The following is a 22,948-nucleotide window of genomic DNA, read 5'->3' as shown; positions in this document are numbered from 1 at the left end:
ATGACCCGTAGATTTTTGCCCGAGCTGCCACGCCTGATGGTGGATGAAGCCGTCAAGGCCGCTCTTCTGGAAGACTGGGGCCGGGCGGGTGACATCACCAGCCAGGCAACGCTGCCACCCGATGCAAAAGCCTCCGCCGTGATTGCCGCGCGCAAACCGGGGGTTCTCGCCGGATTAGCCTTCGCCGAAAGCGCCTTTCGTCAGACGGATGCCGGTTTGCATTTCGAGGCCGATCTGGCAGATGGTGACCGGTTGTCGCCCAAGGCAGTTGTCGCCCGGATCGAGGGGCCAGCCCGCGCGCTTCTCGCTGCCGAAAGGGTGGCATTGAACTTCCTGGGTCACTTGTCAGGCATTGCGACGGCTACGTCGAAATTCGCCGATCTGATCGCACACACCAAGGCGGACATCGTCTGCACCCGCAAGACGACACCGGGTCTGCGTGCGTTCGAGAAATATGCGGTCAAATGTGGCGGCGGTTCCAACCATCGCTTCGGTCTCGACGATGCGATCCTGATCAAGGACAACCACATCGCGGTCGCCGGCGGTGTGACGCAAGCCATCGAAGCCGCCAAGGCTTTCGCCGGTCATCTGGTGAAGATCGAGGTGGAAGTCGACACGCTGGAACAGCTGGACGAGGCACTTGCCGCCGGTCCTGACGTGGTCATGCTCGACAACATGCCGCCCAAAGTCCTGAAGCAGGCTGTTGCAAAGGCCGGAGGCAAGGTTCTGCTGGAAGCATCCGGTGGAATAGAGCTCGATACGGTCAAGGCCGTCGCCGAAGCCGGGGTTGACCTGATCTCCTCAGGCTGGATCACCCATTCGGCTCCGGTTCTGGATCTGGGTCTGGATATCGAGATCGGCTGAGATCCCTTTACCGGCTACCCGTTCGGTGTTCTGCCCTGTCTGCCATCCCGTCTCTAAGTCATCCTGAGAAGGACCGTCAGGTCCATCTCGAAGGATGGGCTGCTTGCTCTGAAGTTTGCCGGCCATCCTTCGAAACAGCGCTGCGCGCATGCTCAGATGAGGGGGAGCAGTGGGACGACAGTCGCGTCTGTTTTAATCAGTCACCGAACTCACGCAGCTGCAAGATACAGCCCGCCGAGTGCCGTCAGCACACCCAGGCTGCGAATGATGCGTGGTGCCCAGGCGGGATCGTTCCGGGTGGCCACATTGGCGCCGTAGCCAATCAGGAGCCCGGCTGCATGCAGAAGCGCGGTCGCCAAAACAAAGCCACCGGCATAGGAAAGTTCGCCAGCCGAGCCGATTTCACCGCCGTGGGCATGGCCGTGACAAATGCCGAACACACCCACCAGTGCCGCACACACGCCAAGTGGCAGGCGCAAGGCAAGGGCGACGACGACACCCAGAACCACGACCGATGTCAGAATGAACGGTTCGACGTAGGGCAGCGGAACGCCGGCAAGCGAGAGCAGGAATCCGACGATCATCGCACCGACGAAGGCGGTCGGCAGAGCCCAGACCGCGCGCCCGCCAAGAAGGGCGGCCCAAAGGCCAACGGCAATCATCGCCAGCACGTGATCGGTGCCGAACAGTGGATGTGTAAAGCCGGCAGCAAAGGAACCGTGTTCGGACGGATCCAGATGGGCAAGGGCGGGAGAGGCGGTCAACAGGCCGAACGCGGTGGCAAGGCCGAGGCGGTAGAGCATGAAATGTTCCTTCGGTTGGTCACTCCGGTGCCCCGGGATGGGTCGCACCGTTCATGAAGAGCTCAAGACCTGTGTACTATCGATGATTCTGGGAGCCTGTAAACCACAACGGCGGTCTCTTTCGTGAGGCGTGTGCCGGGTAGCGCAACGGAAGAACTGCGACAATGTAGTCCGGTTTCCCGATAGGGAGCAGCTTTTCAGGCTGCTAAATTTCCGGCTGAAGATTCTTCAAGATCGGTTCGAGCCGATGAAGATGGTGAAGGCAGGATACCTGTGAGCGCTAGATTGGACGAAGCACAAGTTTCCCCAGGGCGGAAATCCTCTCCGGCCCCCGGCCGAAGCGAAGGGGATGACGGCGGAGAGGCGCTTGCCTCGCGAACCGTCGAGATCTGCTTTCTGCTCATGAGAAATTTTTCCCTGCTCTCCTTTGCCTCTGCAATCGAGCCTCTGCGGATCGCGAACAAGGTGTTGAAACGCAAGGCCTTCACATATCGCTGCTGCAGTCTGGACGGCAGCGATGCCGTTGCCAGCAACGGCAGCACCATACGAGCCGACTGCGCCATCGGCGATGTCGAACGGCCGGATCTTCTTGCGGTCTGCAGCAGTGACGATGTGGAACGCATTGGGCTGACACTGGCTCAGAAGGTTGCCATCCGGAAACTGGCCAACCGCTCCAGCCGGATCGCAGGCATCTGCACTGGTGCCTATGTGTTGGCCGACTTCGGCCTGCTGGACAACAGGAACTGCACGATCCACTGGGAATATGCCGATTTCTTCAAGGAACGGTTCCCGGATGCGCGGCTGGTGGACAGCCTCATTCAGACGGACGGCAAGTACATGACCTGTGCCGGGGGAACCTCCGCGCTCGATTTGATGATCGGCTTTGTGGCCCAGGTCCACGGTGGCGCGGTTGCTGCGGACGTCGCCGAAATTGCCCTTCATCACGACTGGCGCAGTGGCAACGAGCGGCAGCACAAGCACATGCGTGATGATCTGGAATCCGTCTCGCAGCGGGTGCGCAGCAGCATCGCCCTGATGACGGAGAACGTCGTCGAGCCGCTCTCCTTGCAGGAGATCGCGCAGAAACTGGACGTCAGCCCCCGCCAGTTGCAGCGGGAATTCCAGAAATATCTGAAGTGCAGCCCGCAGGAATATTACGCAAAGGTTCGTCTGGACATTGCTCGCCAGCTCGTCTGCCGCACCTCAATGCGCATGATCGACATCGCGATGGCCTGCGGCTTTGCCAGCGCGTCCCATTTTTCGAAACGCTACCGGTCTGCCCTCGGCACAAGTCCTGCCGCGGACCGTCAGCAGCATGGCCGGGTTTTCGAGTTCTAGAAGGGCTTACTCGGCTGCGGGCTTCAGGCTTGCCATCAGGTGATGGAATTTCTCGCCCTGTACGGAAACGTGCCGACGGATGGCAGCCGCCGCCCGTTCACCGTCGGCAGCCTCGATGGCGGCAACGACGTCTTCATGTTCGGCCATGGATTGTTTCATGCGCCCGCGCACGCGCAGCTGCACCCTTCGGAAGGGCTGCAGACGCCGTTGAAGGCGAAGGCATTCCTGCTCCAGAAAACGGTTGCCTGACTGGCGGTAGATGATGGCGTGGAACTGCTCGTTTTCCAGATAGTAGCCATCCGTGTCCTGCGCCTCGACGGCATGTTTGCAACGCTCGTTCGCAGCGTGAAGATCGGCAAGGGCAGTTTCGGAAATACGCGCGGCAGCCAGGCGCGCACTCACGGCTTCCAGCTCTGCCATCACTTCGAACATTTCGATCAGTTCCACCGGACCGGGTTGCCGGACGAAGACACCGCGGCGGGGTATCTGCACGACCAGACCGGACTGGGAAAGCCTGTGAAGGGCTTCCCGGACCGGTGTTCTGGAAACCGAAAACCGGCCTGCAAGCTGAACCTCGTCCAGCCTGTCGCCATCGGCGAAAGTGCCGTCGAAAATCAGCCCTTCAAGCGCATCCGCGATGCGGTCGGATCGTTTTCTTTCCATGTTTCGCATTTAGCATAGGAGTTTTTCGCGCGCAATATTGTCGATCTTGTATACAAAATTACTTGACAGAAAAACATCACATGAGGGTAAGATCAAATTCCGGTTCCCGTCCGGAACCATCAGGGAGGAAAAAATGAACTTCAAATTCTCAGCGTCGGTTGCTGCCGTGACGCTTTTCGCCAGCGCGCTCACCGCCAACGCGACCGAGCTGCGCCTGTCTCACCAGTGGTCCACCGGCGACGTTCGCCACAAGGTGGCCCAGATGGTTGCCGACGACGTGGCGGCGGCCGGTGTCGATCTCGACATCAAGATTTTCCCGTCCCAGTCGCTTTTGAAGGCGCGCGAACAGTATAAGCCGCTGTCTCGCGGTCTGCTGGACATGACCGTTCTGCCGCTCAGCTATGCCGGTGGCCAGCAACCTGCCTATAACCTCACCCTGATGCCGGGTCTGGTGAAAAACCATGACCATGCAGCCCGCATGAACGAAAGCCCGTTCATGGAGGCTATTGAAGGAATCATGGCCGAGGACGATGTGATCGTGCTGGTGCACGGTTACCTGGCCGGCGGCTTTGCAGCCAAGGACAAGTGCATCACCAAGCCGGAAGACATGCCGGGTCTTCAGACCCGCGCTGCGGGCAAGGCCTTTGAGCAGATGCTTGCAGGCGCAGGCGCTTCGATTGCCTCGATGGCGTCTTCGGAAGTCTACAATGCCATGCAGTCCGGTGTTCTGGACGCGGTCAACACCTCGTCCTCGTCCTTCGTCAGCTATCGCATTTACGAGCAGGTGTCCTGCTACACCCCGGCTGGCGAATATGCGCTCTGGTTCATGTACCAGCCGCTCCTGATGAACAAGGCCAAGTTCGAAAGCCTCACCGAAGACCAGCAAAAAGCGCTGCTGGCGGCTTCTGAAAAGGCGCAGGCTTTCTATCTCGAAGAAGCCAAGAAGGAAGATGCGGCCTCTGCAGAAGTCTTCCGTGAGAACGGTGTCGAAATCGCCGAAATGACCGCAGCGGACTTCGATGCCTGGCGGGCTCTTGCCAAGGAAACCTCCTACAAGGCGTTCGTGGAAGAAACCCCGAACGGTCAGCAGCTTCTCGATCTGGCATTCGCCGTCGAATAAGCGACTGAACTTGCGGGGCGGCCTGAAATCCGCCCCGAAACCTGTTCCAAAGGACCTCATTTCAAGGAGTGACCCATGGCGGGCCACAGTACGGCTGCGGTAGCGCATGCCGGCAGCAACCCCTTCTTGCGCGTTGTCGCAGCGATTTCGACCGTGGCCGGCTGGTGTGCGGCAGCGATGATCGTTGTCGCAGTCGTCGTCACTTGCCAGATGATCTTCGTGCGCCTCGTGCTCAACGCTTCCACCGTCTGGCAGACCGAAACGGTCATTTATCTGGTCATCGCCGCAACCCTTGTGGGGCTGCCTTACGTTCAGCGGCTTCGGGGGCACGTCAATGTCGACCTGTTTCCCCTGTCGCTGGCACCACGTGCCCGCTTCGTGCTGGCCTGCATCACGCTGTCAATCTCGATCCTGGTCATGGCGATGATGCTCTTCTACGGCACTGAATTCTGGTACCTCGCCTGGTCGAAGGGCTGGACCTCAGACACTGTCTGGGGCGTCAGGCTCTGGATCCCGTATCTGTCGATCCCCGTAGGGTTCGGACTGCTGTTGCTGCAGCTCGCCGCAGATCTTTACGCGGTTCTCATCGGTATCGACAAACCCTTCGGTCTGGAGGACAAATAATGGATCCCTTGCTGCTCGGCGCCCTGGTGGCGGTCGCCACCATCCTGGTCCTCTTCTCCGGCATTTCCGTTGCGATCGGTCTGTTGATCGTTTCCGCCGGCTTCCTGCTGGCATTCGACGGCTTCCGGTCGCTCGAACTGATGCCCGAAATCCTGTTCGGCAAACTTGATAACTTCGCCCTTCTGTCGATCCCCATGTTCATCATCATGGGCGCCTCCATCGCCTCCACTCGGGCGGGGGCCGATCTCTACGAAGCTTTGGAACGCTGGCTCACCCGGGTACCCGGTGGACTGGTCGTCTCGAACCTTGGTGCATGCGCCCTGTTCGCTGCCATGTCCGGGTCTTCACCCGCCACCTGTGCGGCCATCGGCAAGATGGGTATTCCGGAAATGCGCAAGCGCGGTTATCCGGATGGTGTCGCCGCCGGCTCCATCGCCGCGGGGGGCACGCTCGGCATCCTGATCCCGCCGTCCGTCACGATGATCGTCTACGGCATTTCAACCGAAACCTCGATTGGTCGTCTGTTCCTGGCAGGTGTCATTCCCGGCCTGATGCTGATGGGCCTTTTCATGGCCTGGTCGCTCTATTCGACCTGGCGCAGCGGCAATGCCAGCGTGCTCAGCGCGGGCAACTATTCCTGGGCGGAAAAGTTCGAGATCCTGCCGCGCGTCCTGCCGTTCATGCTCATTATTCTGGGTGTGCTCTATGCCATGTACGGCGGCATCGCGACACCGTCTGAAACCGCTGCCGTCGGCGCTTTGCTCTGTCTGCTGATCGCGGTCATCATCTACCGGCTCTGGAGCCCGAAACTGCTCTGGACGGTGCTGCGCGACAGTACGCGGGAAAGCGTGATGATCCTCTTCATCATCGCGGCAGCCGGTGTCTTCTCCTACATGCTGTCGTCGCTTTTCATCACGCAGGCGATTGCAGAATGGATCGGCACGCTGTCCGTCAACCGCTGGATCCTGATGGCGGCAATCAACGTCTTCCTGCTGATTGCCGGGTTCTTCCTGCCGCCCGTCGCGGTGATCCTGATGGCGGCACCGATCCTGCTGCCGATCATCACCACAGCCGGCTTCGATCCGATCTGGTTCGCGGTTGTCCTGACCATCAACATGGAGATCGGTCTGATCTCTCCTCCGGTCGGGTTGAACCTCTACGTGATCAACGGCATCGCTCCGGACATTTCCTTGAAGACGATCCTCACCGGGTCCCTGCCATTCGTGGCGTGCATGTTCGTGGCGATCGTCATCCTCTGTCTGTTTCCGGAACTGGCCACCTGGCTGCCGGACGTGGTGATGGGAGAAGCGCGGTGATGTTTCTGGCCGATCTGCTGACGACCGTTTTCGAACGAAGATACCTGTCGAAGGGGGCGGACAAGGCGGATGACCGTCCGCTCGAGGCGCTCGTCGCCGATCTGATCGGTGCAACCGGGGAAGTCTCCGGGCAAAATCTTGCCCGGCAGATCCTCAGCCGGTATGGCGCCCTCAATGACGAGGAAAAACGTGCCTTCTTCCGTCATCTCGCGGACGGTCTGGCCGTATCGGCTCCGGCTGTCAGATCGGCGTTGGAGCATTATGAGAAGGGGCAGTCGAAGGCCAGTTACCGCGAATTCATGGAGGCTGTCGAACCGCCGCGGCAGGAACTGATCCGGCGGCTCAACCAGGTTCCGGACGCAACCCGGCTTCTGGTCGGCATGCGCGAGGACCTGTTGCGCCTCAGCAAGGGCGATGATGCCCTTCAGGCGCTTGATCTGGACTTCCGGCATCTGTTTGCCAGCTGGTTCAACCGCGGGTTCCTGGTGCTTAGGCCGATCAATTGGGAAAGCCCGGCCCAGCTTCTGGAAAAGATCATCGCCTATGAAGCCGTTCACGCGATCGACAGCTGGAGCGATCTTCGCCGGCGTCTGGAACCTGTCGACAGACGGTGCTTCGCGTTTCTGCATCCGGCAATGCCGGACGAGCCTCTGATCTTCGTTGAAGTTGCCCTGACAAAGGGAATTCCAGGCTCCATCCAGGGTCTTCTTGCCGAAAACAGAACCCAGATCGAAGCAGATACGGCGGATACTGCGGTGTTTTATTCGATCTCCAACTGCCAGGCCGGCCTTGCCGGCATTTCCTTCGGCAACTCGCTTATCAAACAGGTGGCCGCGGATTTGTCGCTTGAGCTGCCCAAGCTCAAGACATTCGTCACCTTGTCGCCGATCCCGGGGCTGGTCCGCTGGCTGGAAGGCGAGGGGATCGACCACGGCTCTGCCGACGAGGATACCTTGCGCAAGCTTGCTGCCCGGTACCTGATGACCGCAAAGCGCAAGGACGGTCTGCCGCTGGACCCTGTTGCCCGCTTCCACCTTGGCAACGGCGCATTGGTTCACCAGGTGCACGCAGGCGCGGATCTTTCCGACAAGGGAATGAAGCAGTCTGCCGGCGTCATGGTCAATTATCTCTACGATCTGGAGAAGGTAACCCAGAACCATGAGAGGTTCGCTTCGACCCGGACAATTGCCGCTTCATCTGAAATCAAATCACTCAGCACTGCTGGAGAAAATGCGTTCACTTTAGAGCTATCCGCACTGAACTGAATGCGGCTAATAAGCTCTAACAATATAGAATCGATCAGCTTTTTGGCCTTGCAAGGTTAGATCGAAAGCCTGCTGATCCAGGAGCCCCATAGATGACAAACCCACTCTACGACCAACTGTTCGGAAAGCATGCCGGCAAGAACACACCCTTTCTGATCTTTCAGGACGGCTCCATCCTGACCCATGCTGCGTTTCTGGAAAGCGCGGCGCAGATTGCCCATGTTCTGACCGACAACGGCATGGTGGCTGGCGACCGGCTCGCCGCCCAGGTCGAAAAGTCAGCCACGTCTCTGGCTCTTTACGCGGCCTGTGCTCAGGCGGGGATCGTGTTCCTGCCGCTCAATACGGCCTACACCGTCGATGAGCTCAGCTACTTTATCGAAAACAGCGGTGCCAGGACCGTGGTCTGCGACGGTGGCAGCAAGACCTTGCTGGACCCTGTCGTCTCTAAACTCGGCGCCCGCCTCGAGACGCTCAACGCTGACGGAAGCGGGTCGCTGACGGATCAGGCCAAAGCCAAACCCCCGGAATTTGCAACAGTGGAACGGGCGCCGGACGATCTGGCCGCTTTCCTTTACACCTCCGGCACGACAGGGCGGTCCAAGGGGGCAATGCTGACACAGGCGAACCTGTTGTCGAATGCCGCCACCCTGGCGGAACTCTGGCGCTTCACCGACAAGGATGTGCTGCTGCATGCCTTGCCGATCTTCCACACTCACGGGCTTTTCGTTGCGACCAACGTGTCGCTGGCTGCTGGTGGTGCCATCCTGTTCCTGCCGAAATTCGATCTCGACGCCATGATCGATCTGATGCCCAAGGCAACGACGATGATGGGTGTGCCGACCTTCTACACCCGACTGCTTCAGGACGAGCGTTTTACGGCGGACCTCACAAAGGGCATGCGGCTGTTCATTTCCGGAAGCGCGCCGCTGCTTGCCGAAACGCACCGGCAGTTCGAGGAAAGGACCGGTCACCGGATCCTGGAGCGATACGGCATGACCGAAACCAATATGAACACCTCCAACCCGTATGAAGGCGAGCGCCGCGCCGGGACGGTCGGTTTCCCGCTCCCGGGCGTGGAACTGAAGATCACGGACCCCGCGACGGGCGACACGTTGCCGGCCGAAACGGTTGGCCAGATAGAGGTGCGCGGCCCGAACGTCTTCAAGGGGTATTGGCAGATGCCGGAGAAGACCGCTGCCGAATTGCGGGAGGACAGCTTCTTCATCACCGGTGATCTCGGGATGATCGACGCAGACGGCTATGTCCATATCGTCGGGCGCAACAAGGACCTGATCATTTCCGGCGGCTACAACATCTACCCGAAGGAAATCGAGTTGATCCTGGATGCCCAGCCCGGGGTTCGGGAAAGCGCCGTCATTGGTGTGCCGCATTCCGATTTCGGAGAAACAGTGCTGGGCCTGGTGGTGCCGGATAGCCCGGAAACGCCCGATCTGGACGCGATCCTTGCTGTTGCCGGAACATCGCTCGCCCGTTTCAAGCATCCGCGGAAGCTTGTTCTGGTCGACAGCCTGCCGCGCAACACCATGGGCAAGGTCCAGAAGAACGTTCTTCGCGAGCAGTTCAAGGACACTTTCGCAACCGCTTGATCTCAACCGTTTGATCCGGCCGGCGTTAGATGCCGGCCGTGAATGCAGTTTGCAGGCCGACCTTCCGGGTTGGTCTGCAATCCATACTCGTGCTAGCTCTGAAGAAGGACAGTCGGGGCAGGCACATGAGTGAACGTGAGAACGAAGACCGCAAGATCTCGGCAAGCGATCCGGTAATCAGGCTGACCCGCTACGCGCAGGTTCCGATCCTGGCCGGTCTGTCTGTTGCCATGGTGCTGTTTCTCGTCACCTTCTTCGTCGATATCTACGACGCGATCCAGAGCTTCGAGTTTCTGGACCGCAAGAAGACGATCCTGCTGATTCTCAATCTGCTCGACATGGTGTTCATCGCCAATCTGGTGATCATGGTGGCGACCAACACCTACAACACCTTCCGGCTGAAGGCCCTTGTGCAGGGCGATGACTACATCCAGCAGGGCGAGAAGGCCTACAGGCGGATGAAGCACCGGATCGTTTCGACGATCATCATCATCTCATCGATCCACGTATTGAGCGAACTTCTGGAATTTTCCCAGACCACACCGCTTCAGGTTGCCGCCCTTCTGGGGTTTCATCTCGTCCTTCTGGCAACCTATGTGGTCACCAACGTCTTCAAGTCGAGCGACTGACGGGAAAGCACGGGCCACAGGCATCTGAGGACGCCTATGGCACGAGCAGGCCGAAGAAGGACGTGGGGAAGGCCCCGGGCGGCAGGATCAGTTCCAGCCGCCGGCGTAGGTCTTGTAAAAGATGTGCAGGCCGACTTTGCCGCGTTTTGCCATGGACTTCGCCCACCGCGGGTTGACGTAGGTCGCATGATAGTGGGTCGAAGCGTCGACCATCTTCGAATAGCGCTTGCCGTCAGCGACATCCCTTGCCAGCTTCTGGGCGGTTGCCCAGGCGGTCGGGCTGGAAATGCGATCCTTGATACCATCGCAGGCAAAGGAGAACTGGCAGCGGTTGCGTTTGTGGCGGTTCTGGTAAACGACGCCGCAGATGCTGTCCGGGTAGGCCGGGTTCTTGACTCGGTTCAACACGACCTGCGCGACGGCCACCTGGCCATCTTCGCTTTCACCGCGAGCTTCGAAGTAGATGGCCTCGGCAAGGCAGCGCTGCTCTTTCTTGTCTCCAACGGACAGTGGCAGGGGCTTTTGCGCCCACCAATGCGGGTTGTCGGGATCTTCCGGCGGCGGCAGCTCCTGCTCGTACATGGCAGCGCCGAACAGCGCGTCGAAGGGTTCCTTGGTTTCCTTCACGCTTTCAGGAGCGTAGGCGGAAACGAGGGAGAAGCTGGCGGCAGCGGCATTGCGCGCCATCATGACCTTTTGCAGGTCCAACGGCCCACCTTCCGGGAAACCATCCTTGCCGTTGCTGGCGAGCATGCTGGTTTCCTGGGAGTTGAGCGGCTGTGCCTTGACGAAGGCGACGCGCGGCAGATCCTCGTGTTTCTTCTCCGTCGAGATCAGGCTCGACATGGCGTAGAGATTGCCGGCTGCCCTGTCGACCATCTGGCGGTCCGGCGCCATCGTGATCAGGCGGTCGCTTTTGGCGGTGCTGTTGGTGAGGATCGTATCGGGCACTTCGGTCGGCCTGGCGTTCATGGCGACCTCTTCAAAACCGACGAGTGGCCTGGCCTCGAAATCTTCATCTGCCGACGTCAGTGTCAGGATCGGTGCAGAGATATGGTCGGGTACCGGCGTCGTGCCGAGCGCCAGTTTCGGTGCAACCTTCGTCGTGAAATTCGCTGGCTCAAGATACATCATCCAGCGCGGCGATTCCGCCTTGCGCGAGTTGACGAGCGAAAAGATGTCCTGGTTTCCAACCGATCCGCCGATACCGAGCCAGACCAGTGGGCAGGCAACAAGAACATATTTGAGCCGGCGCATACGCGCACGGACCGGGCCGAAATCTTGTGTCACTTTAGAAGAAAACCGCTTTCCGTTGCGGGACTTAAGGCCAGACATACGCAGCCAACTCCAACTCGTTACACATCGTCCCGAAAACGCCGGACGAACAGCGTGAACGCTGTGTAAACAACGACGCTGAAATTGAAGATGTCTGCTTAACCTTGAAAGAGCGTTAATAAGACTGGAATTCGTGGAAAATCGTGGAAGTTTTCGCGCCGATAGGAGGAGTTATGGTTAATATTACTAAGGACTTAACTTTAATGGCCGTGTCGAAAAAAATCGCAGAAAGCCGTCAGCGCCCGCCTACACGAAGCCCGGGGGCAGGCCGTTCGCTCAACAATTGGTGGCGGAACCGGAACAGGGCGGCCGGGCGGCCCCCGGTCGCGGTCGACGTTGCACCGGTCGGTTCGACAAGGTCGGCGTTTTCTACCAGGCGGCGGAAATTCTGCTTGTGCAGATGGCGTCCCGAAATGGCCTCGACAGAGGTTTGAAGCTCGGTGAGCGTGAAGGTCTCCGGCATCAGTTCGAAGATCACCGGTCGGTATTTCAACTTGCCGCGCAACCGGGAAATGGCTGTCGCCAGCACCCGGCGATGGTCGAAGCGCATCGACGCGCCGAGAAAAGGCAGGTTTGACCGCCGCAGGGCCGCTGGCCGTCCATCGGTCCGGGCTTCTTCGACGAGGCCAGCCTCATAAAGAAGTTCGAACCGCTCCAGCGCCCTTTCTTCATCCCAGGAAGTCCCGCCGGTGCCAAAGGCAAGGCGCACCCGTTCCTGACGCCCAAGTGGTTTGGGCGGCTCACCCGAAGGCGGCGGTTCGCTGGACCAGGCGTCGAGAGCCGGCAGAATGTCCCGATCCAGGACATCGGGACGCCCGGTGCGCCAGTCTTCCCAGGGGAAATAGTCGTACCAGGAACGCCATGCCGAATCGTGCCGCAGGAGCATGCTTTCCGAATCCGGGGTCTGACGTGTCAAAGCCAGATATCCGACCGAAACCACATGCGGTCCTTCATCACCGAAGACCCGGTGCCGGCCACGGTCGCCGAAAGTGTAAAGCTGTTCGACATATCCCAACCTCAGCGCGGTCTGGTTTTCCACCCAGGAACGCAGGCCGATTTCGAAGGTGCGGTGACGGATCGGGTCGAATGGACCAAACGGAAGGCTGTCGAGTGTTGCCTCACCCGGCGCGGTCGTGCCGCTCTCTCCTCCGGTTTGCTGGCCTGTCTGTGTACTGGCCTCCTTCGCATCGTTCACGTGAACGATCTGGGGCAGGCCTCCGGCAACCGATACGATGACGGCATTCAATCCGATTTCAATATTGGCTTGCCGGTGGGGCATTGCGTCTCCGTGGTTGGTCGTCAGTCGATTGGCATGACAAAGGGGTTGCCTTCAAAGGCATTTGCACCGCGGCCGATGCCCCGGATCGCGTCGATCATGCGGCCATCACGGCCGAGGATCTTGTCGCCCATCGCAACAATCCGGGCGTTCGGTGTGGCCGACGGCGACCGCGCCCGAAGGATCTTCGCAAGATCGTATTCATCCGCATTCGGGTTGAGCGCACAAGCTGCCACATAGGCACCGGCCGTCGAGCGGCTGATGCCTGCCCAGCAGTGTATCACCAGCGGTTCCTGCCGGTCCCAGGATCTCACGAAGGACAGAAAAGCCTCCACTTGCCTTTCACTGGCCGGAATCAGCCCCTTCACCGGCGTTACAATGTCGTTGAAGGCAAGAAACAGATGGCGCTCCGGCAAGATACCGACGGGTGTCGGCACGTTCATTTCGGCGTTGATCAGGGTGATCACGGATTTGGCGCCGGTGGAGACCACCGTTTCGGGCAATTTAGACAGGGAACAAACGTGCAGCATGACAGAACCGGTTCTTCGTATCCGTCAATAAACTAGGGTCATTCGTGGGCAAGGTCACCCGTTAGCTTGTCTGCTTTTCGGGTTGTTCCCAGCTTCGCGCAGGGCTTCGATCGCTTCAAAGCGCTGCATGAACATTTCCTGGGCAGATTTCACCGGCAGAGGCTCAAGGCCGTAACGCAACTTGCCGTTCGCATCGAGCGGAAAACCACGTGGCTTGCCGAAAATCTTGGCAGCTTCGTCTTCGTCGAAACCGGCCAGTTCCACAGCCTCGAAATAGGCACAGATGATGTCGGCGCGCTTTGCGAGCTTCTTCACGGTCACGGGAATTGCCGCGGGCAGACCGAACCGCAGATGGATTGCCCCCTGCAGGCGGGATTCCACTCCCTTGTAGGCTTCACCGATGACGGACTTGAAGGGAGATATCATGTCACCGATGACATATTCCGGCGCATCATGCAGCAGAACAGCCAGGCGCCAGTGCGGCGGCAGGTCCGGTTTCAGCATCATGGCGATGTCTTCTACGATCAGCGAATGTTCCGCGACCGAGAAGGCATGGTTGCCATAGGTCTGTCCGTTCCAGCGGGCGACACGGGCAAGGCCGTGAGCGATGTCGGAGATCTCGACGTCAAGCGGTGAGGGGTCCAGAAGATTGAGCCGTCTGCCGGACAACATGCGCTGCCAGGCGCGCGGGGGCTGGTCGGTTCGGGCAGAGGCCATCGGTCCTCAAAGATCTCGCGGTTTCAGTCCGCGGTGCTGGGCTCCGGCAAGGAAAACGATGCCCAGTCGGGCACCTTGACCAGAATCTCCGCGTCACCGCATTGCAGAGGGATGCCGTTGTCCTTGGCTTGGGCTACCTTGTCAAGACGGAGCAGGGCAAGGCCCACAGCGCTGTCGCCGGTACCGGCACTGGACCCGAGCGCCCCGACGGATTTGCCGCCGGCCATGATATCGGCGCCCTTTTCGGGGAGCATCGCGCCGCTTTCGATCTGAACGAACCGCTTGCGGGCGCTGCCCCGGTGCTGCATGCGCGAAACCACTTCCTGACCGACGTAACATCCCTTGGAAAAGGAGACACCGCCAAGCTGATCTAGATCGGCATCGTGAGGGAAAATATCCGAGTAGTCGTAGTCTTTCAGACCTTCCGGCACGCCTTTTGAAATGCGGTGAAGATCATAGGCTGCAACGTCCGCGGGTGAACCGTCGAGCATTGCGGAAAGATCAGCCACTGAACCGGAAATGCGCATCCCGAGCGCTGGCAGCCGCGGATCCGTGACGCAGGCCAGGGCTGCCTCCAGACCAAGGTTCAAAGCGTTGCCCGCTTCCGAAGCGTCATCCCAAACCGCAATCACTCCGACGTCTTCAGGCAGCAGTTCCAGTTCCACCTTTGCCCGCAGCCGATAGAATGTCAGCCGTTTCAGAAGGTCGGCTGCCGTTTCAGAGGGGGCATCCAGCAGATACCCGGTTTCGACGCGGTAAATCAGGAAATCGAACAGGATCTTGCCCTGGGGCGTCAGCAGGGCACCTGCGCGTGCGCCGCCTTCCGTCATGCCGTCGATATCTGCCGTCACCAGGTTTTGCAGGAAATGCTGTGCCTCGGCACCGCCAACGCGGATCAACGAGCGGTCGGACAGGTGGGCATAGGACAGGGTCGACACGGCAGGCTCCATGGAACGGATGACTGATTCAGAAAGGTTGACTGGCCAGTTTCACTTGAGTGCCACATAGGCGCTTTCCCCACCGTGGGCAAGGTTCTGAATCTGTCGACCCCTGTCTGGTCCTTTGCCGCAGGGCCGCGTATAAGCCCGTTGAATAGACCTGCCGATAGACCCGAATTAACGCGGAGGAGCCACATGAGCGCGACCTATGACCTGATCCTGAAGGGCGGAACCGTAGTCAATCAGGACGGCGAGGGGCAGCGTGATGTCGCTGTTCGCGGCGGCCGGATTGTCGGCATAGGCTCCTTCGACGCTTCACAGGCAGGCGAAACGGTCGATTGCACGGGGCTGCATGTCCTGCCGGGCGTTATGGACACCCAGGTGCATTTCCGCGAGCCCGGTCTCGACCACAAGGAAGACCTGGAATCCGGTTCCCGTGCTGCCGTCATGGGCGGCGTTACCGCGGTCTTCGAGATGCCGAACACCAATCCGCTGACGACTTCCGAGGCAGCCCTTGCCGACAAGGTGCAGCGCGGACACCACCGCATGCACTGCGACTTTGCCTTCTGGGTTGGCGGTACGCGGGATAACGTCAAGGACATTCCTGACCTGGAACGACTGCCGGCGGCAGCGGGCATCAAGGTGTTCATGGGGTCTTCCACCGGCGACCTTCTGGTGGAAGACGACCAGGGCGTGAAGGAAATCCTGTCCGTAACCCGCCGCCGGGCGGCCTTCCACTCCGAGGACGAATTTCGCCTGCGCGAACGTCAGGGAGAACGTGTTGAAGGCGACCCAAGCTCCCATCCGATCTGGCGTGACGAGATCGCAGCACTTCAGTGCACCCAGCGTCTTGTGGGCATTGCGCGCGAAACCGGCGCCAAGATCCACATTCTGCACCTGTCTACGGCAGAGGAGGTCGATTTCCTGATCGACCACAAGGATGTCGCCTCCATCGAGGTGACACCGCACCACCTGACATTGACGGACGAAGCCTACCACCGGCTGGGTACGCTGGTTCAGATGAACCCGCCGGTGCGTGCACCGCGCCACTCGGAACGTCTCTGGTGGGCCTTGCAGCAGGGCATTCTCGACATCTTCGGTTCCGATCATGCCCCGCATCTTCTGGAAGAAAAGCAGAAGCCCTATCCGGCGTCCCCGTCGGGAATGACCGGTGTGCAGACGCTGGTTCCGATCATGCTGGATCACGTCAACGCAGGCCGCCTCAGCCTCGCGCGTTTTGTCGACATGACCAGTGCAGGCCCGGCCCGTCTTTTCCAGACGGCGCTCAAGGGCCGGATCGCAGTCGGCTACGATGCCGACTTCACCGTGGTGGACATGAAGCGCAAGGAAACGATCCGCAACGAGTGGATTGCCTCCAAGTGCGGTTGGACACCTTATGACGGCAAGGACGTTACCGGCTGGCCAGTTGGGACTGTTGTCCGCGGGCAGCGCGTCATGTGGGACGGCGAGCTGACGACACCTTCGCGCGGCGAACCTGTCCGTTTCCTGGACGGACTGAAAGCCTGAGAAAAGCCACTCCTGCGGGAACCGTTGGCGTGAATGGGCCGTTTTTCCCATTCAGGCGCCGTTCACGTTGCGGCTGCTAGCTGTACAAAATGTGATGTGAATAACAGCCGCGAGCTGGGTAATGTGCGACTTTGCGGCTGAAAGGTCGAAGGAAACCAATAAGTAACCGTGTTTCCTAACCCGATCTACACAGATGTTGGTTACAGTTTTAATCGAGCTTTATGGGTATTTGCGTTGGGGAGCTCAGGGATGTTGTCTTTGGAAATGAATAGCCGGAGCAGGCACAAGCGCTCGCTGCTCAACTTGACCGGTGCCGCAGTTATTTCGTTCGCCGCCATGTCGGCCGCATTCGCGCGTGACGCCGCTCCGGAAACGGATGTGGCAAGCGAACCGCCATTGCACATGCTGGTGTCGCTGGACGAGCAGAAGATCAAGGTCTATCGCGGCCTGGATCTGATCGAAGTGTCGTCGATTTCCTCCGGGAAGCGCGGCCACAGCACACCGACCGGTGTGTTTTCCATTCTGGAAAAGAGGCGCAAGCACTTTTCCAACCTCTACGACAATGCGCCGATGCCATTCATGCAGCGTCTGACATGGTCGGGTATTGCCCTGCATGTCGGCAGGTTGCCCGGCTATCCGGCTTCGCACGGTTGCATTCGTCTTCCGAAAGCCTTTGCACAGTCGCTTTACAGCATGACCGAGCGCGGCATGCATGTTGTCGTGACACGGGGCGAGGCGAACCCGCTTGGTGTGCATCACGCTGTATTGCCGCAGCCCTATGTGCCTGAAACCGAGGTCGCAAGCCTGACGGACGAGACCATTGCAGCCGATCCGGCTCTGCGTGGTGCCATTCAGGAAGCGCCCCTGCAGGCTAACCTGCCGGCAGTACAGCCGGAAAATCCTTATTTCGATCAGCCTCTTCGGATGATCATCACGCCGCAGAAAGCACCAAGCCGCATTCAGGTGCTGCAACAGCTGCTCAACCAGATGGGCTTCAATGCCGGTCCGGAAGACGGTGTCATGGGCCGCAAGACCCGTGCAGCAATCAGCCTGTACCAGGAAGGTGCCGAGCTGCCGGTAACCGGTCATCTGACCAATGCGCTTGAGTTCCGCATCCATGCCGATGCCGGATACGAAGAGCCGAAGAATGCAACGCTGCGGATCCGTCGCAAGTTCCGCGATGTCTATTCCGCCCCTGTCTCGATCAAGGATATCGACCAGGAAATCGGAACGCACGTTTTCACCGCCATGGATTTCAAGCCAGGAGACTCGTCGGTCGAGTGGATGGCGGTATCTGCCGAAGGTGAACGCGGTGGCGCGTCGATGGACGTTCTCGACCGGATCGAGATGTCCAAGAAGGTCGCGCTTGAAGTTTCCAGGATGCTGACCCCGGGTTCGTCCCTGACGGTCACGGACCGAAACTTCACCCGCAACACGGGTCTTGGCACCGACTTCGTGGTTATCACGCGCTAGGTTCGGATCTCCCAACGGTCTGGACGGAAATACAGCCCCCGCTTCGGCGGGGGCTTTTTTGTTTCGTTTCCGCTAGGAAGGCTTCCCATCGATGAAGACGCTCCTGACTGCCGAGGCAAGTCTTCACCGGCGGTTTATTATCCGGATAACGGCTCGATTCTCCGCAAACGTCACCAAACTGTCGCGTCCGTCACGTATCGGAAGGCAGTTTATTGGCGCAGGTGACTCGGGAGAAAGACATGGCGCAGAGCACGCTCACCGCATCGAAGAAACGTCTCAAGAATGCGGTTCACCGTTCCGAAGCCACCTCCAAGGACGGTTTTCTCGAGCGCTTGTTCACATTCGCTTTCAAGGGCCTTGTCTATCCACAGATCTGGGAAGATCCGGATGTCGACATGAGGGCTCTTCGCCTGACGCCGGACTCCCGAATGATCACGATCGCGTCGGGCGGCTGCAACGTCATGTCCTACCTGACGGCAAATCCGGCCGAGATCACTGCGGTGGACCTCAACCGTGCACATGTGGCGCTGGGCCGGCTGAAACTGGCGGCAGCCAAACATCTGCCGAATTACGAGGTCTTCTACAGGTTCTTCGGTGAAGCAGACGAAAAGGCCAATGTTGCCGCTTATCAGCGTTTCCTGAAAGACAAGCTCGATCCTGAAACGGTCGCCTACTGGGAAGGCCGTGACATGGCCAATTGGGGCCGCAAGAGGATCACGCTGTTCTCGCGCGACCTCTATCATCACGGTTTGCTGGGCTATTGCATCGGGGCGGGACACCTGATCGCAAGGCTCTATGGCATCGATCCGAAGCACATGGTCAAGACCAGGTCGCTGGAAGAACAGCGCACCTTCTTCGATACCGCACTGGCACCGCTGTTCGACAAGCGTCTGGTGCGCTGGGCTACGTCCAAGAAGATGTCGCTCTACGGCCTCGGCATTCCGCCGGCGCAGTATGACGCCCTGGTATCGGCCAGTGCCGAACGCGACATGTCTGCGGTTCTGCGTCAGCGGCTTGAGAAACTCGCTTGCGACTTCTCCATGCAGGACAACTATTTCGCCTGGCAGGCCTTCGGCCGTGGCTATGCTCCAAGCGGTCAGGACAGCACCGGTCCGGCCGGGCCTTTGCCGCCATACCTAAAGCGCGAGCATTTCGAGGAAATCCGTCAGCGTGCGGGCCGGGTCCGTGTGCTCAATCGCAATTTGACCGAACACCTTCAGTCGGTTCAGGACAATACGCTTGACGCCTATGTGCTGCTGGACGCCCAGGACTGGATGACAGACCATCAGCTCAATGCACTCTGGACCGAGATAACGCGGACCGCGCTTCCAGGTGCCCGGGTCATCTTCCGCACCGCTGCCGAACCGACACTTCTGCCGGGCCGCGTATCCGACCAGATCCTGAACCGCTGGACCTACGAGGAAGAGGAAAGCCTGGAGCTTGGCCGTCAGGACCGTTCCTCCATTTATGGTGGCTTCCATCTTTATGTGTTCAACGGCTAAGCTGGCCGTCCTGCGTACGGAAACATAGCGTCATGACCCAAGCCGTCGAAACAGCCCGGCTGATGGATGCCGTCTATCGCCATCAGCGCCATTTTTACGACCTGACCCGCAAGTTCTACCTGCTCGGGCGCGACAAGCTGATCCGAGAGCTTCAGCCGCCGCGAGACGGCGTCGTGCTGGAACTTGGCTGCGGCACCGGCCGGAACCTGATTGCGGCTGCAAAAGCCTATCCGGACGTTCGTTTCTACGGTCTCGACATTTCCAGGAACATGCTGGAAACCGCCCAGAAGAACATCGACAAGGCAGGCCTGACAGACCGGATCACGCTTGTGGAAGGCGATGCCGCAAACCCGGCGGCAACGGAAGGTTTTGGTGTTCCGGCTTTCGACCGCGTCTTTTATTCCTATACGCTGTCCATGATCCCGATCTGGCGCGAAGCATTGGCGGCAGGTGCCGCGCGGCTGGCGCCGGACGGGCGGATCCACGTGGTCGATTTCGGTCAGCAGGAACGCTTGCCTGGCTGGTTCAAGCGCGTCCTGTTTGCCTGGCTCAAATCCTTCCACGTATCTCCACGAGCCGACCTGGAAGGCGAGTTGAAAGCCCTGGCTGCCAGCATCGGCGCAGTTGCCTCTTTCCATAGCCTTTACGCCGGCTACTCCGACTATGCGGTGATCTCGAAATCGCAGTAACCGAGGCACGCGAAAACACGTCGGATCGCTACGGAACCGGCGTCGAAGTTACGGACACCCCTGTTCGGCCCAAAGCCGCAACGCATTCTTGAAAGAGCCGCCGTAGGGGTGCTGTTTCTCTATGGTTCTGGACTTGTCTGTGACATAGGTCTTGGCCTGGTCGCACAGGTTCGCCTGCTCCCATTGATGACAGGCGGCACAAGTCTTGTCCTTCCAGACCGCTTCCGGCAGGCCCTCGATCGGCGGGAATTTCGGCGATCCGGTGATCAGCTCCGAAATGCTTCGGGTGGCGATATCCGGCTCTCCCATGGCAAGGGGGGCGTTGAATGCTATGACGGCTGACGGCCCCCCCGGATCGGCGGCAGGTGAGCCTTGCTCGGCGATGGCCGGCGCGTCTTCCTGCAGCGGCTGACTGGCGACCGGGTCCGTGCTCTGCTCCTTGTTGACGATCGTTTGCAGCTCCAGGCGTGCGAGTTCGGCAAAGGCACCGTTCGGATATGCATCCAGATAGGTTTGATAGGCGCTTGCGGTTCCCTCTCGGCGCGCTGTTTCGATCATGTCACGCTCGCTTGTCTGAGGCGTGGCAGGTTCGGATTCCTGTTGTGGGGCAGGTGCCGCCTGCGCGGTGGGCTGCGTTTCCTTCTCCATCAGCGCCGTCAGGAGTTCCCTGGCTTCTGCGGAGTATCGGCTGTCCGGGTGCGCGCGCAGGAACAAGAGGACCTGCAAGGGGTCCTTGCTGAGTTTCACCGTGTCCCAGATCTGGCGCAGCTCGACTTCCTCGGCAGAGGGAGCCTTTGCCGGGACAAACTGAAAATCAACGGTGAGGGAGGATGTATCCCACGGGGTCTGCTGGTTGCCGGTCTCCTTCAGAACATCGACCCGCACCGCCTTGAAAAGGGTTTCGACGGGCATGCCAGGTGTCGGCATGTGCCGGGCCAGCGCTTCGGTGAAGGGGCTGTTGCCGCCGATACCATCAAGCGCGATGTCGCCCGGTGCGGTGGAATAGGAGAGGAAGGTGCCTCTGGGGGCCTTCATTTCTGCCAGACCGTTGTCGCTGAGGTCCGGGATGGAAACGAACGGATTGTTTCGGCAGGCATCCAGAATGACGATGTTGGTCCGGTTCCGTGCCGAGAACATCTGCCGCAGAACGGCCTGCGCAGGGACCCCGACCAGGCTGAGGTCGGCAGCGTCCTGAAGTTCGATATCGACCGGAAGGAGAAAGTTTGCACCGAACGATTGCACGCCGTGGCCGGCATAATAGAACAGCCCGGTTGCGTCCTCGCCCGCGGCTCGCAATTTGCTGCCGAACTGCGAAATCGCCGTGATCATCTCGTTCTGGCTGGAGTCGGTGACGAGGGTAACCTCGAAGCCGACCTTGCGCAGCGCGTCGGCCATCAGGCTTGCGTCGTTTACCGGATTGTCCAGCGGCGTCACGGTCGTGTAGGCGCCATTGCCGACAACCAGAGCCAGCCGCGGTTCCGCGTGAGCCCTCTCAGACATCGCGCCGATGGTCACTGTCAGTGCCAGGAGGATTGCGATTGCAAAGCGGTGCATGTTGGACCTATTCGACAACGACAAACTCTATCCGCCGGTTGCGTTGCTTTCCTTCCGCGGAGGTGTTCGGAGCGACGGGACGGCTTTCGCCATACCCGACACTCCTGATCCTGCTGTCGGGAACGTTCTTGGAGACAAGATACTGCTTGACCGCGCCCGCCCGGCGTTCGGACAGGGCCAGGTTTGATGTATCGCTGCCATCACTGTCGGTATGTCCTCCGACTTCAATGGTCAGCTCCGGGCATCTCATGATGATGTCAACGAGGCTGTTCAGGAGTGGCTGGCTTCGCGGATCAAGCTGCGAACTGCCGCTTGGAAAGTAAATGTTGTCCGTGCGGGACAGGATCTCGAACCGGCCGGTGCAAGCCTCGTTATCCAGGTTGCCTTCCAGTTCAAGCGCGGTGCTTGCAGCTGGCTGAGAAGCGGCCGCCTGCTGGGTCTGATCGTCGGCATCGTCCTCGTCCGTTTCGCCCGATTTGCGGGCGAAGACGAAATCGAAGGAGACCGTTGCCGATGGCACGATGACGACGCCGGCGGCTTCCTCGAGCTTCTTGATACCGCCACCGAGGGCGAAGTCGGAAGCTGCGACAGACACCGGCGCGGTACTCGAAACGGCAACCAGGTCTTCGCTCAGATAGGTCACCGTAACATTGGCCTCGAACGGTTTTGAGACGCCGTGAAGGTCGAGATTGAAGGCAAGCGGGATCGTCTTGCGTTTGACGGTCGGAAGATCAGCCAGGGCTGACGCATCAATTTTCGTCGAGATGACGGCTTCAGGGAACTCGAACGTTTCGAAGAAGAGAAACCGCATGCGCACGTTTCTGAGGTCGATTTTCGTATCGATTGAGTCAAGGAAGATGCGGACGCTGGCGTTGCCGGCATCGTCTATGCCGCCTTCAAATTCCGCGAAGGAACTGGATTCCACAATGGTCAGGTTCTTGACCGACTGGAAGCGCAGGGAAGATGCATCCCGTTGCAGGGTCCAGCCGCCTTCAAAGAATTCTTCCGATGCATTGGCAGGCGACTGAATAAGGACCACTGTCACCAGCGCAAGGAAGAGCATTTTCCAGGCGAACCGCACACCATTCATCTTCCTACCCCTTCGACCCGGACGGCGTTGATCGCCAATTTTCGTAGCGTCCTGAAAGTTTTACAACGTCAGCGGGGGAATGCAA

21 protein-coding genes are annotated in these 22,948 nt (G+C 59.6%); 12 read left to right on the top strand and 9 right to left on the bottom strand.

Translation table 11 applies throughout. The annotated features are described in order from the left end of the window. Window positions 1–864, top strand: coding sequence for a carboxylating nicotinate-nucleotide diphosphorylase (gene nadC / locus ACP90_RS22535; protein WP_062490189.1), 864 nt, complete (start codon window positions 1–3; stop codon window positions 862–864). A 209-nt stretch (window positions 865–1,073) separates the two neighbouring features. Here nadC and ACP90_RS22530 read toward each other — a convergent pair whose 3' ends face one another. Continuing rightward, entirely contained in the window at window positions 1,074–1,667 is a 594-nt protein-coding gene (locus ACP90_RS22530) for a HupE/UreJ family protein (protein ID WP_023001936.1), read from the bottom strand. 402 nt (window positions 1,668–2,069) lie between these two features. Between ACP90_RS22530 and ACP90_RS22525 the strand changes: the two genes are divergently transcribed. Then, window positions 2,070–3,005, top strand: a complete 936-nt coding sequence (locus ACP90_RS22525) for a GlxA family transcriptional regulator (protein WP_023001935.1) — start codon at window positions 2,070–2,072, stop codon at window positions 3,003–3,005. Window positions 3,006–3,011: 6 nt separating this feature from the next. On the opposite strand, the gene ACP90_RS22520 is transcribed toward ACP90_RS22525, so the two are convergent. Further along, window positions 3,012–3,668: a GntR family transcriptional regulator gene (locus ACP90_RS22520; RefSeq protein ID WP_055657918.1), complete on the bottom strand. Its 657-nt coding sequence runs from the start codon at window positions 3,666–3,668 to the stop codon at window positions 3,012–3,014. Window positions 3,669–3,801: 133 nt separating this feature from the next. On the opposite strand from ACP90_RS22520, the gene dctP reads away from it, so the two are divergent. The 6 genes from dctP to ACP90_RS22490 all read left to right on the top strand — a co-directional run bounded on the left by dctP (window position 3,802) and on the right by ACP90_RS22490 (window position 10,232). Continuing rightward, a complete protein-coding gene (gene dctP / locus ACP90_RS22515; RefSeq protein WP_023001933.1) occupies window positions 3,802–4,788 on the top strand; it encodes a TRAP transporter substrate-binding protein DctP in 987 nt (328 codons plus the stop codon). Between the two features lie 75 nt (window positions 4,789–4,863). Further along, the gene (locus tag ACP90_RS22510) at window positions 4,864–5,412 is read left to right on the top strand and encodes a TRAP transporter small permease (RefSeq protein WP_055657921.1); all 549 of its coding nucleotides are present in this window, start codon (window positions 4,864–4,866) and stop codon (window positions 5,410–5,412) included. Beyond that, window positions 5,412–6,728 carry a TRAP transporter large permease gene (locus ACP90_RS22505; protein ID WP_023001931.1) on the top strand — a complete coding sequence of 439 codons (1,317 nt, stop codon included), beginning with the start codon at window positions 5,412–5,414 and terminating at the stop codon, window positions 6,726–6,728. Before ACP90_RS22510 ends, ACP90_RS22505 begins: the two co-directional genes overlap by 1 nt. Next, window positions 6,728–7,993 carry a malonyl-CoA decarboxylase gene (locus ACP90_RS22500; protein WP_023001930.1) on the top strand — a complete coding sequence of 422 codons (1,266 nt, stop codon included), beginning with the start codon at window positions 6,728–6,730 and terminating at the stop codon, window positions 7,991–7,993. The genes ACP90_RS22505 and ACP90_RS22500 overlap by 1 nt, the downstream gene beginning before the upstream one ends. Before the next feature lie 92 nt (window positions 7,994–8,085). Next, on the top strand, window positions 8,086–9,603 hold the full coding sequence (locus ACP90_RS22495; RefSeq protein WP_062490188.1) for a malonyl-CoA synthase: 1,518 nt from the start codon (window positions 8,086–8,088) through the stop codon (window positions 9,601–9,603). 125 nt (window positions 9,604–9,728) lie between these two features. Further along, window positions 9,729–10,232, top strand: a complete 504-nt coding sequence (locus tag ACP90_RS22490) for a YqhA family protein (protein WP_062491880.1) — start codon at window positions 9,729–9,731, stop codon at window positions 10,230–10,232. Between the two features lie 87 nt (window positions 10,233–10,319). On the opposite strand, the gene ACP90_RS22485 is transcribed toward ACP90_RS22490, so the two are convergent. From ACP90_RS22485 to ACP90_RS22465, 5 genes are all read right to left on the bottom strand, one after another. Then, on the bottom strand, window positions 10,320–11,567 hold the full coding sequence (locus tag ACP90_RS22485) for a cell wall hydrolase (RefSeq protein ID WP_031269700.1): 1,248 nt from the start codon (window positions 11,565–11,567) through the stop codon (window positions 10,320–10,322). 235 nt (window positions 11,568–11,802) lie between these two features. Next, complete coding sequence (locus tag ACP90_RS22480; protein WP_062490186.1) at window positions 11,803–12,846, bottom strand: hypothetical protein; 1,044 nt, start codon at window positions 12,844–12,846, stop codon at window positions 11,803–11,805. Window positions 12,847–12,866: 20 nt separating this feature from the next. Further along, window positions 12,867–13,373: a tyrosine phosphatase family protein gene (locus ACP90_RS22475; protein ID WP_062490184.1), complete on the bottom strand. Its 507-nt coding sequence runs from the start codon at window positions 13,371–13,373 to the stop codon at window positions 12,867–12,869. A gap of 54 nt (window positions 13,374–13,427) precedes the next feature. Further along, window positions 13,428–14,090, bottom strand: coding sequence for an HD family hydrolase (locus tag ACP90_RS22470; protein WP_062490183.1), 663 nt, complete (start codon window positions 14,088–14,090; stop codon window positions 13,428–13,430). Between the two features lie 23 nt (window positions 14,091–14,113). Continuing rightward, the gene (locus ACP90_RS22465; protein WP_286145703.1) at window positions 14,114–15,028 is read right to left on the bottom strand and encodes a folate-binding protein YgfZ; all 915 of its coding nucleotides are present in this window, start codon (window positions 15,026–15,028) and stop codon (window positions 14,114–14,116) included. A 195-nt stretch (window positions 15,029–15,223) separates the two neighbouring features. On the opposite strand from ACP90_RS22465, the gene ACP90_RS22460 reads away from it, so the two are divergent. The 4 genes from ACP90_RS22460 to ACP90_RS22445 all read left to right on the top strand — a co-directional run bounded on the left by ACP90_RS22460 (window position 15,224) and on the right by ACP90_RS22445 (window position 20,219). Then, window positions 15,224–16,555, top strand: a complete 1,332-nt coding sequence (locus ACP90_RS22460; RefSeq protein ID WP_062490179.1) for a dihydroorotase — start codon at window positions 15,224–15,226, stop codon at window positions 16,553–16,555. 249 nt (window positions 16,556–16,804) lie between these two features. Continuing rightward, complete coding sequence (locus ACP90_RS22455; protein ID WP_062490177.1) at window positions 16,805–18,028, top strand: L,D-transpeptidase; 1,224 nt, start codon at window positions 16,805–16,807, stop codon at window positions 18,026–18,028. 239 nt (window positions 18,029–18,267) lie between these two features. Next, window positions 18,268–19,530 carry a DUF3419 family protein gene (locus ACP90_RS22450; RefSeq protein ID WP_062490175.1) on the top strand — a complete coding sequence of 421 codons (1,263 nt, stop codon included), beginning with the start codon at window positions 18,268–18,270 and terminating at the stop codon, window positions 19,528–19,530. A 32-nt stretch (window positions 19,531–19,562) separates the two neighbouring features. After that, entirely contained in the window at window positions 19,563–20,219 is a 657-nt protein-coding gene (locus ACP90_RS22445; RefSeq protein ID WP_062490172.1) for a class I SAM-dependent methyltransferase, read from the top strand. Between the two features lie 48 nt (window positions 20,220–20,267). Here the strand turns inward: ACP90_RS22445 and ACP90_RS22440 are convergent, their stop codons facing one another. Beyond that, window positions 20,268–21,773 carry a caspase family protein gene (locus tag ACP90_RS22440; RefSeq protein ID WP_062490171.1) on the bottom strand — a complete coding sequence of 502 codons (1,506 nt, stop codon included), beginning with the start codon at window positions 21,771–21,773 and terminating at the stop codon, window positions 20,268–20,270. Between the two features lie 7 nt (window positions 21,774–21,780). Then, window positions 21,781–22,863, bottom strand: a complete 1,083-nt coding sequence (locus tag ACP90_RS22435) for an OmpA family protein (protein ID WP_062490169.1) — start codon at window positions 22,861–22,863, stop codon at window positions 21,781–21,783. Between the last annotated feature and the right edge of the window lie 85 nt (window positions 22,864–22,948).

Source organism: Labrenzia sp. CP4 (assembly GCF_001579905.1).
In the GTDB taxonomy this organism is placed as follows: Bacteria; Pseudomonadota; Alphaproteobacteria; order Rhizobiales; family Stappiaceae; genus Roseibium; species Roseibium algicola.
Note: the sequence above shows the minus strand (reverse complement) of the source record. Positions and strands in the feature narration are given on the sequence as shown.